Source organism: Ectothiorhodospiraceae bacterium 2226 (assembly GCA_013348725.1).
Taxonomy (GTDB): domain Bacteria; phylum Pseudomonadota; class Gammaproteobacteria.
Window position 1 is genome coordinate 1,011,909 of the sequence record CP054689.1, and the last position, 15,687, is coordinate 1,027,595.

Sequence of the window (15,687 nt, forward strand, 5' to 3'; positions counted from 1 at the left end):
CCAAGGCGCGTCGGCCTTTGAAGCCCCGCTGGGGTTGCCCCTGCAAGGGCCCTCGATGGCAAGGCCGCCCCGATGGAGGCCGTCCCTGTGGTGGCCGTATGGCGTCGAGGCGTACACTCCCCGCATGAGCGGCCTGATCCCTTCCCAGTTCGTCGACGAACTGCTCACCCGCATCGACATCGTCGAGGTCATCGACGCGCGGGTGGCACTGAAGAAACAGGGGCGCGAGTTCGCCGCCTGCTGTCCGTTCCACAACGAGAAGACCCCCTCCTTCACCGTGAGCCCCAGCAAGCAGTTCTACCACTGCTTCGGCTGCGGCGCGCACGGCACCGCCATCGGCTTTCTCATGGAGTACGAGCACATGAGTTTTCCGGAGGCCGTGGAGGAGCTGGCACGCAGCATCAACCTCACCGTACCACGCGAGGGCGCGCGCCCGGGCGGGGCTCCCGCCCACGCCGAGGGGGAAGGCGCCGCCTTGTACGACGTGCTGGAGCGCGCCGCGAGTGCGTTCCAGCGCCAGCTGCGCGAGCACCCGCAGCGCCGGCGCGCGGTGGACTACCTCAAGCGGCGCGGCCTGAGCGGGGAGATCGCCCAGACCTTCGGTCTCGGCTATGCCCCCCCGGGCTGGGACAACCTGGCCCGCAGCACCGAGCTCGCGGGCATGGCGTCGCGCCAGTTACTGGCCGCCGGCCTGATGATCGAGAAGGATGCCGACCGGGCCTACGACCGCTTTCGCGACCGCATCATGTTCCCGATCCGCGACCGCCGCGGGCGGGTGGTCGGCTTCGGCGGCCGGGTGCTCGGCGACGAGGAGCCCAAGTACCTGAACTCGCCGGAGACGGCGGTGTTCCACAAGGGGCGCGAACTGTACGGCCTGTACGAAGCCCGCAAGGCCTTGCGCCACATCCCGCGTCTGCTGGTGGTGGAAGGTTACATGGACGTGATCGCGCTGGCGCAGAACGGCATCCGGAACGCGGTCGCCACGCTGGGCACCGCCACCACCGCGGGCCACTTGGAGCGCCTGTTCCGCGTATCGCCGGAGGTGGTGTTCTGCTTCGACGGCGATCGCGCGGGACGCGAGGCGGCGTGGCGGGCGCTCGAGCAGGCGCTACCGGCGCTGGAGGACGGACGCCAGGTGCGCTTCCTGTTCCTACCCGACGGCGAAGACCCGGACAGCTACGTGCGCCGGACCGGACAGGAGGCCTTCGAGCAGGCCATTGCGGACGCGGTCCCATTTTCCACCTTTTTCTTTCAAGCCCTGGCGCAACAGACCGATATGAACAGCATGGATGGGCGCGCCCGGCTGGTGAAGCTGGCGGAGCCCTTGCTGAAACAACTGCCGCGGGGCGCGCTGCGCCAGCTCATGCTGAAGCGCCTGGGCGAGCTGAGCGGGCTGGAGCGCGCGCAGCTGCAGGACCTGATGGGCGAGCGCAGCGTCGCCACGCGGCCCCCGCGTAAGCCCAGGCGAGACGCCGGCGCCACGGCGCTCACCCCGCTGCGCCATGCGATCGCCCTGCTGCTGCATCGGCCGAGCTTGGCGATGCGCGTGCGTGACCCGACGCGCCTGGGAGAATTGGAGACCCGAGGGGCACCGCTGCTGCTACGCTTGCTTGAGGTGATCCAGGCCCACCCCCACATATCCACTGCCGCCCTGCTCGAACGCTGGCGGGAGACGCCCGAAGGGGTGCACCTGGCGCGCCTCGCCCAGTGGCGTCCGCTGCTGGACGATGACGAGGCGGTGGCTGCCGAATTCGATGGGGTGCTGCAGTTGCTGGAAGGGCAGTGGCTCGATCAGCGCACCGAGCGCATGCTTGCCGCGGCGCGCGCCGGGCTGCTCTCCCCCGAGGAGAAGGCCGAGCTGCCCCGCCTGCTGGCGGCGCGCGCGGCGCATCGCCCGCTTCCCACGGCCGATTCTTGAAATTCGAAGGCCTGCGCGGGGAACTGGCAGGCGAGGCAGCCGTCAACTATACTGGCTCGTTTGTATTCCGGGCAGCTTAGCCTACGGACGGGGAGGCCGTCCGCACCGATCGCGAGGTACGGGAAGCTTATCATGATGAGCAAAGACGAACAGCAGTCTCAGATTAAGGCGTTGATCGCGCGGGGCAAGGAGCAAGGCTACCTGACCTACGCTGAGGTCAACGACCATCTTCCCGATGACATCGTCGATCCCGAACAGATCGAAGACATCATCAGCATGATCAACGACATGGGCATCATGGTCCATGAGTCGGCACCCGACGCCGACACCCTGCTGATGTCCGACGTGGTGACGACCGACGACGAAGCCGCCGAGGAAGCCGCTGCGGCGCTGGCCAGCGTGGACGCCGAGTTCGGCCGCACGACCGACCCGGTGCGCATGTACATGCGCGAGATGGGCGCGGTCGAGCTGCTCACGCGCGAGGGCGAGATCCTGATCGCCAAGCGCATCGAGGACGGCATGAACCAGATGCTGCGCGCGCTGGCGACCCACACCGAGACGGTCGCCGAGGTGCTCAGCGAGTTCGACAAAGTCGAGGCCGGCGAGGCGCGGCTGACCGAGGTCATCAGCGGTTTCATCACCCCCGACGAGGAGCCGGCGCCCGCCGTGGAGCCCGAGGTGGAATCGCGCGCCGCCGGCGCCGACGAGGGCGACGACGCCGAGGTCGATGACGACAGCGACGACGAGGTCGACGGCGACGACGAGGAGCCGGCCGACACCGGGCCTGATCCGGAAGAGGCGCGCCGGCGCTTCACCCAACTGCGCGAGCTGCAGCAGCGAGCGGTCAAGGCAATCAGCAAGCACGGCAAGGGTCATGCTCAGGCGCAGCGCGTGCAGCAGGAGATGACCGAGGCGTTCATGGAGATCAGCCTGACGCCCAAGTTGGTGGACCGCTTGGTCCAGGCCCTGCGCGAGCGCGTGGACCGCATTCGCGCGCAGGAACGCCAGATCATGGAGCTGTGCGTCGCCAAGGGCGGCATGCCGCGCAAGGAGTTCATCACCTCCTTCCCGGACAACGAGACCAACCTCGCGTGGCTGGACCAGTACCTCGGCGGCAAGCCCTACTCCGAGTCGCTTTCGGCCTACGCCGACGAGATCCGGCGCGCGCAGAACCGCTTGATCGCCTTGGAGCGCGAGGGCGGCATGAGCATCAACGAAATCAAGGACATCAACCGGCAGATGTCGATCGGCGAGGCCAAGGCACGGCGCGCCAAGAAGGAAATGGTCGAGGCCAACCTGCGTCTGGTGATCTCGATCGCCAAGAAGTACACCAACCGCGGCCTGCAGTTCCTGGACCTGATCCAGGAGGGCAACATCGGCCTGATGAAGGCGGTGGACAAGTTCGAATACCGCCGCGGCTACAAGTTCTCGACCTACGCCACGTGGTGGATCCGTCAGGCCATCACCCGCTCCATCGCGGATCAGGCGCGCACCATCCGCATCCCGGTGCACATGATCGAGACCATCAACAAGCTGAACCGCGTCTCGCGCCAGATGCTGCAGGAGATGGGTCGGGAGCCCACCCCCGAGGAACTGGCCGAGCGCATGGAGATGCCCGAGGACAAGGTGCGCAAGGTGCTCAAGATCTCCAAGGAGCCGATCTCCATGGAGACGCCGATCGGCGACGACGAAGATTCGCACTTGGGCGACTTCATCGAAGACACCAACGTGCTCTCCCCGGCCGACTTCGCGACCGCCTCGGGCCTCAAGGAGGCCACGCAGTCCATCCTCGAGACGCTCACCGCGCGTGAGGCCAAGGTCCTGCGCATGCGCTTCGGCATCGACATGAACACCGACCACACGCTGGAAGAGGTCGGCAAACAGTTCGACGTCACCCGCGAGCGCATCCGCCAGATCGAGGCCAAGGCGCTACGCAAGCTGCGCCACCCCTCGCGCTCGGACCAGCTGCGCAGCTTCCTCGACATGGAGTAAGCCTCGGGCGTTCAGTGGTAAGATGCGGGCGGGCCGATGGCCCGCCCGTTTCGTTTGCGGGCCTGTAGCTCAGTGGGTGAGCCGGGGATTTCAAAGAGCCACCTAATGTGGCTCTTTGCCGGCGAACGCCGCGCCACGGATGGCGCGGCTGGAACCACGCACCACGGACGGTTGCTTGCATCAGCTTCAATTGGGCCTGTAGCCCAGCGGTTAGAGCTGGGGTGAGCCGGGGGTTTCAAAGAGCCACTAACGTGGCTCTTTGCCGGCGAACGCCGCGCCACGGATGGCGCGGCTGGAACCACGCACCACGGACGGTTGCTTGCATCAGCTTCAATTGGGCCTGTAGCTCAGCGGTTAGAGCAGGGGTGAGCCGGGGGTTTCAAAGAGCCACCTAATTTGGCTCTTTGCCGGCGAACGCCGCGCCACGGATGGCGCGGCTGGAACCACGCACCACGGACGGTTGCTTGCATCAGCTTCAATTGGGCCTGTAGCTCAGCGGTTAGAGCAGGGGTGAGCCGGGGGTTTCAAAGAGCCACCTAATGTGGCTCTTTGCCGGCGAACGCCGCGCCACGGATGGCGCGGCTGGAACCACGCACCACGGACGGTTGCTTGCATCAGCTTCAATTGGGCCTGTAGCTCAGCGGTTAGAGCAGGGGTGAGCCGGGGGTTTCAAAGAGCCACCTAATTTGGCTCTTTGCCGGCGAACGCCGCGCCACGGATGGCGCGGCTGGAACCACGCACCACGGACGGTTGCTTGCATCAGCTTCAATTGGGCCTGTAGCTCAGCGGTTAGAGCTGGGGTGAGCCGGGGGTTTCAAAGAGCCACTTAACGTGGCTCTTTGCCGGCGAACGCCGCGCCACGGATGGCGCGGCTGGAATCACGCACCAAGGATGGTTACTCGCGGCAAACTCTATTTGGGCCTGTAGCTCAGCGGTTAGAGCTGGGGTGAGCCGGGGGTTTCAAAGAGCCACTTAACGTGGCTCTTTGCCGGCGAACGCCGCGCCACGGATGGCGCGGCTGGAATCACGCACCAAGGATGGTTACTCGCGGCAAACTCTATTTGGGCCTGTAGCTCAGCGGTTAGAGCAGGGGACTCATAATCCCTTGGTCCTAGGTTCGAATCCTAGCAGGCCCACCACTCACTCCCTCGCATCATCCTTTGCGCGAGAAGCCGTCCCTGGCGCGGGGTTCCAGCCCGCCATCCGTGGCGGGCGCTCGCGGGCTAAAAGCCACGTTAAGTGGCTTCTAGAATTCCCCGCTCGCCCTAGCAGGCCCACCACTCACGCCTTCGCATCATCCTGCTCGTAAGCTGCCGTCCCTGGCGCGGGGTTCCAGCCGCGCCATCCGGGCGCGGCGCTCGCGGGCTAAAAGCCACATTACGTGGCTTTTAGAATTCCCCGCTCGCCCTAGCAGGCCCACCACTCACGCCTTCGCATCATCCTACTCGCAAGCTGCCGTCCCTGGCGCGGGGTTCCAGCCGCGCCATCCGGGCGCAGCACTCCCCTCTCGTTTTCGGATTCTCGCGAGCAGCGCAGCCCCCGCCACGGTCGGTCCGCAACGGAGGCGGCCCGGCGCACAGGCCTTCGCGGCTAGGCGCCCCTCCCCGCCCGCCGCCGCATGTGCTCCTCGAATACCTCGGGAGACACCGGCTCACTGAACAGGTAGCCCTGGTACTGGTCGCACTGAAGCCGCTTGAGCAACGCCAGCTGTTCGGGCGTCTCCACGCCTTCGGCAATAACCGTGAGGTTCAGGTTGCGCGCCATGGCGATGATGGCGGTGACGATGGCCTCATCATCCGGATCGCTGGTGAGGTCGTGGATGAAGGCCCGGTCGATCTTCACCTTGTGGACCGGCAAGCGCTTTAGATACGACAGGCTGGAGTAGCCGGTGCCGAAGTCGTCGATCGCGAGCTGCACGCCGTCGGCCCGCAGCGCCTCGAGCGCCGCGACCGCCGCCTCGGGCTTTTCGAGCAACAGGCTTTCGGTAATCTCGATCTCCAGATCATGGGCCGCCAACCCGCTGTCGTGCAGCGCGTCCTGCACGAGCTGTGGCACGTCCGCGTGCCGAAACTGGAACGGTGAGACGTTCACCGACAGGGTCAGCCGCGGCAGCCCGCGTCGGCGCCAGAGGGCGACCTGGGCGCACGCGGAGCGCAACACCCAGGCGCCGATGGGGACGATCAACCCGCTGTCCTCGGCCAGGGGCACGAAAGCGTCGGGCGGCAGCAGACTTCCGTTGGCGGCCCATCGCAACAGCGCCTCCACGCCCACCACCTGGCCGCTGGCCATGTCGACCTGCGGTTGGTAGTGGAGGCGGAACTCGCCGCGCTCCAGCGCGCTGTGCAACCGTGCCTCGTAGGCCAGGCGCTCGGACGCCTGGGCCTGCATCGCGGCGGTGTAGAAACGATAGGCATTGCGTCCGTCGCGCTTGGCCTGCTTCATGGCGGTCTCGGCGCGCTCGAGCAGCGCCTCGGGCTCCTGCCCATCCTCCGGATAGACACTGACACCGATGCTGGTGGTAATGGCGAGGTCCCGTCCGTCCAGATGTACCGGATCGGCGAGCGCGCGCTGATAGCGTTGCACGGCGTCGGCCACCGCCTCCACGTCCTCCACGTTCTCCAGGACCACGGCGAAGTCGTCGCCCTCGAGGCGCGCCACGGTTTCCGCGCCGGGGTCTGCGGCGCGCAGCCGACCGGCGACCGTGCGCAGGTAGGCGTCCCCCGTCGCGCGCCCGAGCGCATCGTTGATGCGCTTGAAGTGGTCGAGGTCCAGCACCAGGACCGCAGCCAGGCGCTGCTCGCGCGCCGCGCGCGCCAGGGCGAGGGAGAGCCGGTCACGCAGCAGGAGCCGGTTGGGCAGACCGGTCAGGCCGTCGTATTGTGAGAGGTAGGCGAGCCTCGCCTCGACGGCCCTGCGGCGCTGTTCGCTCGCGTAGGCCTCCACGATGTAGGCGCAGGTGGTCAACAGAGGTGTCAGTTCCCCAATCTGCGCCTGCTCGTAGCCGCCGGGTCGGTTGGCCAGCCCGACCATGCCGAGCAGCCGACCGTGGCGCCGTAACGGCAGACCCAGGAAGGTGCGGATCGGTGCATGACCCGGCGGCAGCCCATGACCCAGGGCGTCGGCGTCGACGTCGTTAACAAGTACCGGGGCGCCGGTGGTGATGGCCCGCCCCAGCAAGGTGTCGAGGTCCTCGAAGCGCAAGGGGGGCGTGTCGCGGCCCCCGCGGGGGCGCCATTCACCGCGCGCCGGCAGATCGCTGATGGCGTGGATCTGCAGGTAGGGACGCCCCTGCGGGCTGTGCAGCACCTCCCCGACGAAGCCGATCGGACTGCCCGACATTTCCAGGACGGCGTTCAACAGCCGATGATACACGGCGTGCGGCGGGGCATCGCCGATGTAACTCTGCTGCACCTCCCGTACCGCCTGGAGCATGCGCGTGAGGCGCGCCTGTTCGCGTTCGGCCTGCGCGCGACGGGCGATCATGTCGTTGAACCGGGCGGCCACTTCGGCGATCTCGCGCGGCCCTTCAACTGGGACATGTGTGTCCAGATTGCCGGCGCCCACCTGCCGCGCGGCGCGACCGATCGCCCGCACCGGGCGCACCAGACGGCGCGTGCCGAGCAGCGCGAGCCCCACCGCGAGGGCCACGACGCCAAAGGCGATCAGCGCTTGGTGGCGCGCGCTACGCCATACCGGCCCGAGTACCTCCTGCGATGGGATCGCCGCCACCGCGTGCCAGTCGGTCTGCGGCACCGGCGCGAAGCCGTAAACCTTCTCGATCCCGTGCCGGCTGAGTTGCCGCGTATAGCCGCGCTGCTGACGCCGCACCGTTTGCATCAACGCGCTCTCGCCCATGTCGTGCCCGACCCAGCGCTCGCCATCGGGCTGGCGGGCAATCACCACGCCCTGCGCCGTCACCAGGGAAACGCTGTGGTCGGGCGGAAGCTCCGCGCCGAGCACGGGGCGCAGCGCCGCTAGGCTCAACGGCACGCCCACGACCGCATAGGGACGACCCTGCGCGTCTCTCAGGGCAAGCGCCTGGACGGACACCCACACGCCCGTGATCTGCCCCCAATGCGGCGGCCCCACCACGGGCCCCGTGGCGGCCAGCGCGTCGCCGAACCACGGCATGTCCGCCACGTCGGGCAAGGGCTCGTCGGAAGGCATCCCGGAACACACGATGCGACCCGCGGCATCGGCCACAACCACGTTCGCATAGCGCGGATTCAGCTCCGCCAGGTCACTGAGTAACGGATCGCACTGATCCGGCGCGGCACGTTGCACGCCGGGACGCTCGGCCAGGCGCGCCAACAGGGCATGGGTCTGGGCGACCACGAGTTGGCTGTAGGAGGCGGTCACGTCCGCCAAAGCGAGCGCGCTCTGGCTCGCCTCGCGCAGCTCGTCGCGAGCCTGCATCCACAGCGTGAACGCCTGCAGCACGACCAGCGGCACCAGCACCGCCAGCACGAGCACCAGCAGCTGGGTGCGGATCGAGCGTCCACGTCCCCGCCCTGGTCCCTGACCGTATGTCACTGGCTCTCCTCGCCTGTACCGGCACACCGCGCGCGCCTAAGTTGATTCTAACGCCTGTTGCAACCGCCCCCACCCCGCCGCGCCGAGAGGACACAAGGTGAACCAACTCTATCTCACCACGGCCATGGTCGGCGGCATCATTCTGGTGCTCGGGCTGTTCTCCAGCTACATCAAACGCCGCACCTGGATTTCGGAGCCGATGCTCGCCCTGGCGGCAGGGATCGCGCTTGGACCGGCGTGGCTCGACGTGCTGGACCCGCGCGCCTGGGGCGAGACGACCGTGCTACTTGAAGAGGTGGCGCGGTTCACGCTGGCGATCGGTCTGATGGGCGTGGCCCTGCGCCTCCCGCCGGGTTATGTGGTGGCTCATCGGCGCACGCAAGGCGTGCTGCTCGGCCTGCTCATGCCGCTGATGTGGCTGGTGTGCGCCCTGCTGATTTACGTGCTGCTCGACACGCCGTGGCTGGTCGCGCTCCTGGTCGCGGCCGCCATCACCCCCACCGACCCCATCGTGGCGACATCTATCGTCACCGGACGCGTGGCCGAGCAATATCTGCCGGCGCGCATGCGCCACGCGCTATCGGCCGAGTCGGGCTTTAACGACGGGCTCGGTCAGCTGTTCGTGATGTTGGCGGTGCTGCTGGTACTGCACGGCGATGGCGCATGGGGCACCTGGTTCGGGCGCACGCTCCTGCTCGAGGTGGTGCTGGGCGCGCTGCTGGGCGGGCTGTTCGGATGGGCGGCGGCGCGCCTGCTGCACTGGGCCGAACGCCTCGAACTGATCGAGCGCACCTCGTTCCTGGCCTACACTCTCGCACTCGCGCTGCTCACCCTGGGGGTGGCGCGGCTGCTGCAAATGGATGGCATCATCGCGGTATTCGCGGCCGGCGCGGTGTTCTCGGCGCTGGCCAGTGGGCAGGAGCGCGCCGCCGAGGAGAGTGTGCAGGAATCGGTCAGCCAGTTCTTCACCTTGCCCATCTTCGCCTTCATGGGCCTGATGCTACCGTGGGATGCGTGGGCGGCACTGGGTTGGCCGCTGGTGGCCGCCACCCTCGCCGTGCTGCTGCTGCGGAGGCTGCCGACCATCCTGCTGCTGCGCCCCTTGCTCGGCGGCCGCTGGCACGTGCGGGAGGTCGTCTTCATGGGCTGGTTCGGACCGATCGGCATTTCGGCCCTGATGTACGCCATGGTCGTGCTGCACCACACCGGGCTCGAACAGGTGTGGCACATCGTCAGCTTCGTGGTGGTCGGATCGATCGTGGCGCATGGCATGACGGCCACCCCGTTCAGCAAGCTCTACGGGCGGCGCGCACACCACACCAAGCCGCCGCATCACCGCCGCTCCCCGGGCGCGGGGAAGCCGCCCGAGGACGGCTGAGGAGGCCTCACACGTCGGGCGCGCGCTTAGCCTCGGCAGCGACCTGCTCGAGCACCCGCAGGACTTCATCGAGCGGCGCTGGCTTGAGCAGGTGACGATCAAAGGCTTCGTGACCCGGCAGATCCTTCACCAGCTCCCCGCCGTAGCCGCTCAGGGCGACCAGCGCCATGGCGTCACCGTAAGCCGCGCGTAGGCGCCGCGCCAGTTCGCAGCCGTGCATGCCCGGCATGCCGATGTCGACGAACGCCACCTTGGGACGGAACGCCGCGGCCACCCGCAGCGCAGCCTCGCCCCCGTGTGCGACCTCCACTTCGTGCCCCAAGGAGCGCAGCAACTCGGCGAAGGATTCGGCAACCACCGCTTGATCGTCCACCACCAACACCCGCTGCGGTGGAATGGCGCCCGGCGTCACCGGCGCGGGTGACTCAGAGGGCTCACGTGCGGGGGCGAGCGGCAGGTGGATACTGAACACGCTACCCTTGCCGGGGCCCTCGCTATACACGTCCACCTGCCCTGCATGCAGTTGCACGATACTGCGTACCAACGTGAGGCCGACGCCGAGCCCGCCGCCCGTACTGCCCAGGTCCCCTTCGAGCTGCACGAAGGGATCGAAGATCGTCTCGGCGGCGCGCGCGTCCAGGCCGGCGCCGTCGTCGCTGACGCGTACCCGTGCCATCCCCTCGTGCACATCGCCCTCCATGCGCACGTGCCCGCCTTGTGGGGTATAACGCGCCGCGTTGTTGAGCAGGTTGCCCAGGGCCTGCACCAGCCGGGTGGCGTCGCCATCAATCGTGCAATCCTCAGGCGGCGACACCACCTCCAGCTGGTGTCCACGCTCGCTCATCAACGGCAGGGCCAACTCCTCCGCGCGCTGCATCACATGGGCGAGGCGCACCGGCTCCTTGATGAGCGTAATCTGGCCACTGCTGATGCGGGATACGTCGAGCAAGTCGTCGACCAGGCGCGTCAAGTGCGTAATCTGGCGATCCATGATCGCCAGCGGGCGGGCCAGCTTCGGGTCGTCAGGGCTGCGCAACAGGCACATCTGCACCGAGTTGCGCAGCGGCGCGAGGGGATTGCGCAGTTCATGTCCGAGGACGGCGAGAAACTCGTTCTTGCGCCGATCGGCCTCGTGCAACTGCTCCGAGCGCTCGCGCAGGGAGCGCTCGCTCTCACGCAAGGCATGCTCCGCGGCATGACGCTCGGTAATGTCCGAATAGGTCGCCACCGCCCCGGCGGGCGCTCCCTGCGCATCGAATAGCGGCCGCGCATCGGTCAGGACGGTGCGCGGACCCTCGGGCGCGGCGATGTCGATTTCGACGTGCTCCATAATGCGGCCGCTGGTGGCCACTTCGCGCAGCGGCGCGAGCGGCGAGCTCAGCGCCTCGCCGTCCTGGGTGGCGGCATAGCCACCGCGACCGTGCGCGTCGACACCCAGCAACTGCATCGCGGTTGCGTTGGCGCGTACCCGGGTGCCCTCGGGATCCTCCATCACCGCGATCCCGACCGGCACCAGTGCGAAGAGCGCCTCCAAGGCCTCGACCCGATGCCGGGCGTCATCGTTGAGCCGGGCGACTTCGGCCTGCGCGCGCCGCTGCTCGGTAATGTCGATGAGCGTGCAGAGCACCAGCGTGGCGCCGTCGACCCGGCTGGCGCGGGTTTCCAGCCGTACCACGCGCGGCGTACCCTGCGGGCCGCGCAACGTGAGTTCGCTGACCACGCCGACCCCGGCGCCCGGACGCTGGCTCAGGTGGGGCTCGAGCTGTTCGACCTGATCCTGCGGGAGCCACTCGGCGAGTCGCCGCCCCACCACCTTGCCCGCCGCCCCGCCCAGCAGCTCAACCGCGGCCCGATTGGGGTCGCGGATGACGCCGTCGGCATCCAGGCTGAAGTAGGCAACGGGAGCGAAATCGAAGAGATGCGCGCAGCGGCCATGCGCCTGTTCCAGCGCGCGCAGCGCGCCGCCGGTGTCCCTGCCGTACCCATCGGACGAGCCGTCCGATAGCTCATCCCCGGCGGCATCGGGATAAGCCGCCAGCGCCTCTCGCACCGCAGCGAGGCAGCTAAGCAGCGCGTCCCTGTCCATGGCGCGATAGTCCATTCCAGCTTTTCTTCCCTGGCTGATTGTTAACGTCGTCCTGGGCCGCACCGGCCGCCGCCGCGGGCGTCTGCACCGACTGGCTACCGCGGGCGTGCCATCATACGGCCGACCTCGGCAGCGCTTCAAGCGGACCATGGACAGTCTGGCAGCCGCAGCGCTCGGCGCCGCTTGCAAGCGGTTGATAGTCGCCCCACCTGCTCTCAGCGCGCGCGGGGGGATCGGGGCGAACCCGGATGCCTGCCGGCCCCGAGACCGCGACGCGCCGCCACGTGTCGGCGCTTAGGCGCTACCTTGTGAGGGTCGGCACGGTATGATGGTGCAAGCGAGGCGCGGCCGCTTTTGGGGCGCAGCGCGACAACCCGCGATGGAGGATGCATGGCAACCGCGGAGAGCGGCGCGGCACGTGCGCCCACTCCGTAGGGAGGAACCGCGTTACGAGCGGGCTGTCTATATTTTGTACAAGACCAATGAATGGAGCAGCGCATGACACGTGAACAGGACCTGCATCGTTGGGAGGCGCGGCTTACCGAGTGGGAGGCGCGCATCAAGCGCCTGGAGGCCGCGGTCGACCGCCTGGAGGGCCGCGAGAAGGACATTTGCCAGCGTGACCTCGAGCAGCTGCGCGCCGAACGAGAGTCCATCGCCACCCACGTACGCGACCTGCGCCTGGAAGAGGCCGAGGGCTGGGCGGACCTGGAGGTGCGTAACGGCGTGTTGCGCATTTTCGATGCCTTCGGCGAACGGCTCGACCGGTTGATGTCGCGCACCGGTTCGAGCCGCCATTAGTGGCCCCGCCTCGATCGAGGAACGGCCGCCGGCCGTTCCTACTGTCGCTTTTTGCATTACCCCCGCGCTACTACGTCGCCGCGGCGGGGCTGTTCGTCGGGTTGTTGCTGATCGGCGGGCGTCATGAGGCCGCCGGCGGCCTGTTTCCCGGCGGGTGGAGCTATCTCGCGCATTTCATCGCCTACGGGGCACTTACCGCGGTGCTTTGGCTGGCCGGGCGCGGGCGCCGGCCGATGCGCATCCTCGCCGCCGTGGCGCTGGTGGCCCTGGTGGATGAATTGCATCAGGCCACCTTGGATTTTCGCCATGCCAGCGCGTGGGACTTTGCCGCGGACATGGCGGGGGCTATAACGGCCTTGACGTTCTTGCACCTGCGGCGCGTGCTGGGTGAGCCGTCTACCAGACCGGAAAGCGCCTGACGCGGCCTCCGCAGGTTCCCGCCGAAGTGTCACCTTGTCTGCGCTCGCGCGCCCCCGGCCGAGCGGGTGCGCATCGCCACTTCTCCGCCGGTTCTCCGCCGGGTCCGCAAGAGTAGCCAGCGTGCTGCTGCACCCCACCCACGGCGATCCGCACCGCGTGGGGATGTTGCTGCGGGAACCGGCTCAGTTACTGGATCCGAGTGACCCGCCGCTCTCACGCGGAGGTCGTCGACACCGCCCGGGCTGCGTCTCCTTCAAAAGCAGCGCCTCGCCCGAGCAGCTTCGGGGGATGTCGATGCAGGAGAATTCGCGCCGCCGACTCCCTGGGGGGACGGCTGGCGCATCGGTCTGGCCGAGGGAGAGCCGGCGTCGATGCGGCTTTACGCGCGGGTCGAATCCACCCTGAACCCCACCTTCAAGGTCACCTGCCAGTGCGCGATCTTGCCGTCCTGGATGTGGCCGCGCGTCTCCGTGACCTCGAACCAGTCCAGGTTGTGCAAGGTTTCATTCGCGCGCGCAATGGCGGTGCGGATCGCATCGTCGCTGCCGGTGGTCGACGAGCCGGTCAGCTCCACCAGCTTGTACACGTGATCGTCTGACACTGCGCCCTCCTTGGCTTGCAAGGCTGCGTCGAGGGGACGCAGCCGACTGTGCAAAGCCTAGCGCATGCTGTCGGTCGCGGCGGACACGGGCTCCGCAGCGCGCGCCGAGGCCGGCGGCTCCAGGGCGGCCAGCAGGCGAATATGCCCCACGAACCACAGCGGCTCGTCCTCCAATGCCCGGTGTCCGACGTTCAGCGCGGCCAGCGCCTGCGTGCGCAACGCCGTGTCGTCGAGCCGCTCGGCCAGGCGCAGCGTGGTGCCCAACACGGCGGCGGAAGGCGACGGCAGGTGTTCGTCCGACAACAGCGTCTGTGCCACCCCGTAGCGCAGCAGGGTGTGTTCGGCGAGATGCCAGCCGCCGTCGTAGAAGCGCCGCCAAGCTTCCCGCACCACCCGCTCGGCCAGAGCGTAATCGGCGGCCCGCCCACTCACCTGCGCCCAGTCGTAGAACGCCGCGGCGGCCAGCGCGTAATCCTCCAGCGCACCTTCGCCGAGCGTCCGCTCGCCGCGCGCCGCGCGCCATAAGCGCCCCTGCTCGTCGTCCCACAGGCGTTCGACCAAAACCGCACGCACCCGCTCGCCGGCCTCCCGATATACTTTCCCATCGGGTAGTTCGGCAGCCCGCGCCAGTGCCGATAGCGCCAGCGCATTCCAGGCCGTGATGACCTTGTCATCGCGCGGCAGTACGCGCTGGGCGCGTCGCTCCAGCATGCGCTCGCGGGCGCTGGCAAGATGGCGCCGCAACTCGTCTTGGTCGAGCTCGAGCCGCGCGGCCGCCGCCTCGTCCGATAAGGCCCGCGTCAGGTGGTGTCCGTGCTCGAACTGCGGGGGGCGGTCCAATCCCCACACCAGCGCCACCACCGCGAACTCTTCGGGCGGCAGCAGGTCCTCGAGCTCACGACGATCCCAGAGGTAGTAGCCGCCCTCCACGTCCTGATCATCCAGCGCAGAGAGTGCCGACGCGAAGCCGCCGTTCGCGACGCGCAGGTCGCGCAGCATGAAATCCAGGGTCTCGCGCGCCACCGCCTCGTAGCGCGGCTCCTCGAGCTCGCGCGCGGCACGCAGGTAGACGCTCGCCAGCATGGCGTTGTCGTAGAGCATCTTCTCGAAGTGCGGAACCTGCCAGCTGGGATCCTCGGTGTAGCGAAAGAAGCCGCCGCCCAGGTGGTCGCGCAGCCCCTGCTCGGCCATCTGATCCAGCGTCAGGCGCAGGAAATCCTCGAGTTGTGCATCGCCCGAGGCGGCATACAGGTCGAGCAGCCCCTTGAGCTGGGGTGAGTTTGGGAACTTGCTCTGATCGCCCAGCCCCCCCTCCATATCGTCGCCGAGTTGCCGAGCGTGCTCGGCGAGGCGGGCCTGCAGGCTGCGCCCGAGCCCGACGGGAATCTCGGCATCGCCTGGCGGCTGCGGAGCGGCGAGCGACTCGGCCGCAACACGAGCCTCTTCCCGCAGCGATGCCCGATCCTCGTGCCACGCGCCGGCGAGGCCCTCGAGCAGCTTGGCGAAATCCTCGGGCGGCATATAGACCAAGCCGACCAGCGGATGCCCCTCGGGCGTGATGAACACGTTGAGCGGCCAGCCGGCATAGCCGCGCGTGCGCCGCACGAAGTCGATCAACAGACCGTCCAGGGCCGCTTCGATCTCGCGGTCGATCTTCACGGGGATGTAATGGCGGTTGATGAAGGCCGCGATGGCGTCGTCCTTGAAGCTCTCGCGCTGCATCACATGGCACCAGTGACAGGCAAAGTAGCCGCTCGAGACGAACAGCAGCTTGTCCTCGCTGCGGGCCCGCTCCACCGCCGCCTGGCCCCATTCCTGCCACTGCACCGGATCGTCCGCGTGCAACTCGAGGTAGGCGGAGGGATGGTCGGCCAACTGGTTGCGCAGCTCATCGCCCGCCGCACCGCCACTCGCCAACACCGCGACGATACTTAGCATCCATGTCCGGTAGCGCATAA

9 protein-coding genes and 1 tRNA gene are annotated in these 15,687 nt (G+C 68.0%); 6 read left to right on the forward strand and 4 right to left on the reverse strand.

Annotation, left to right across the window (positions count from 1 at the left end):
* Positions 1 to 124 precede the first annotated feature (124 nt).
* The 3 genes from HUS23_04815 (at position 125) to HUS23_04825 (ending at position 5,049) form a co-directional block, all read left to right on the forward strand.
* Positions 125 to 1,918, forward strand: a complete 1,794-nt coding sequence (locus HUS23_04815; protein QKT03173.1) for a DNA primase — start codon at positions 125 to 127, stop codon at positions 1,916 to 1,918.
* A gap of 135 nt (positions 1,919 to 2,053) precedes the next feature.
* Complete coding sequence (gene rpoD / locus HUS23_04820; GenBank protein ID QKT04977.1) at positions 2,054 to 3,910, forward strand: RNA polymerase sigma factor RpoD; 1,857 nt, start codon at positions 2,054 to 2,056, stop codon at positions 3,908 to 3,910.
* Positions 3,911 to 4,973: 1,063 nt separating this feature from the next.
* Positions 4,974 to 5,049 (forward strand) — tRNA-Ile (locus tag HUS23_04825).
* A 451-nt stretch (positions 5,050 to 5,500) separates the two neighbouring features.
* On the opposite strand, the gene HUS23_04830 is transcribed toward HUS23_04825, so the two are convergent.
* Positions 5,501 to 8,443, reverse strand: a complete 2,943-nt coding sequence (locus HUS23_04830) for an EAL domain-containing protein (GenBank protein ID QKT03174.1) — start codon at positions 8,441 to 8,443, stop codon at positions 5,501 to 5,503.
* Between the two features lie 124 nt (positions 8,444 to 8,567).
* Here HUS23_04830 and HUS23_04835 point away from each other — a divergent pair, with 124 nt between their 5' ends.
* The gene (locus tag HUS23_04835) at positions 8,568 to 9,821 is read left to right on the forward strand and encodes a cation:proton antiporter (GenBank protein QKT04978.1); all 1,254 of its coding nucleotides are present in this window, start codon (positions 8,568 to 8,570) and stop codon (positions 9,819 to 9,821) included.
* A gap of 7 nt (positions 9,822 to 9,828) precedes the next feature.
* Here HUS23_04835 and HUS23_04840 read toward each other — a convergent pair whose 3' ends face one another.
* Complete coding sequence (locus HUS23_04840) at positions 9,829 to 11,922, reverse strand: PAS domain-containing protein (GenBank protein ID QKT03175.1); 2,094 nt, start codon at positions 11,920 to 11,922, stop codon at positions 9,829 to 9,831.
* Positions 11,923 to 12,405: 483 nt separating this feature from the next.
* Here HUS23_04840 and HUS23_04845 point away from each other — a divergent pair, with 483 nt between their 5' ends.
* Positions 12,406 to 12,708 carry a hypothetical protein gene (locus HUS23_04845; GenBank protein ID QKT03176.1) on the forward strand — a complete coding sequence of 101 codons (303 nt, stop codon included), beginning with the start codon at positions 12,406 to 12,408 and terminating at the stop codon, positions 12,706 to 12,708.
* Complete coding sequence (vanZ, locus tag HUS23_04850; protein QKT03177.1) at positions 12,708 to 13,127, forward strand: VanZ family protein; 420 nt, start codon at positions 12,708 to 12,710, stop codon at positions 13,125 to 13,127. Before HUS23_04845 ends, vanZ begins: the two co-directional genes overlap by 1 nt.
* 380 nt (positions 13,128 to 13,507) lie before the next feature.
* Here the strand turns inward: vanZ and HUS23_04855 are convergent, their stop codons facing one another.
* Entirely contained in the window at positions 13,508 to 13,729 is a 222-nt protein-coding gene (locus HUS23_04855) for a dodecin domain-containing protein (protein ID QKT03178.1), read from the reverse strand.
* A 57-nt stretch (positions 13,730 to 13,786) separates the two neighbouring features.
* Complete coding sequence (locus tag HUS23_04860; GenBank protein QKT03179.1) at positions 13,787 to 15,685, reverse strand: thioredoxin domain-containing protein; 1,899 nt, start codon at positions 15,683 to 15,685, stop codon at positions 13,787 to 13,789.
* Positions 15,686 to 15,687 lie beyond the last annotated feature (2 nt).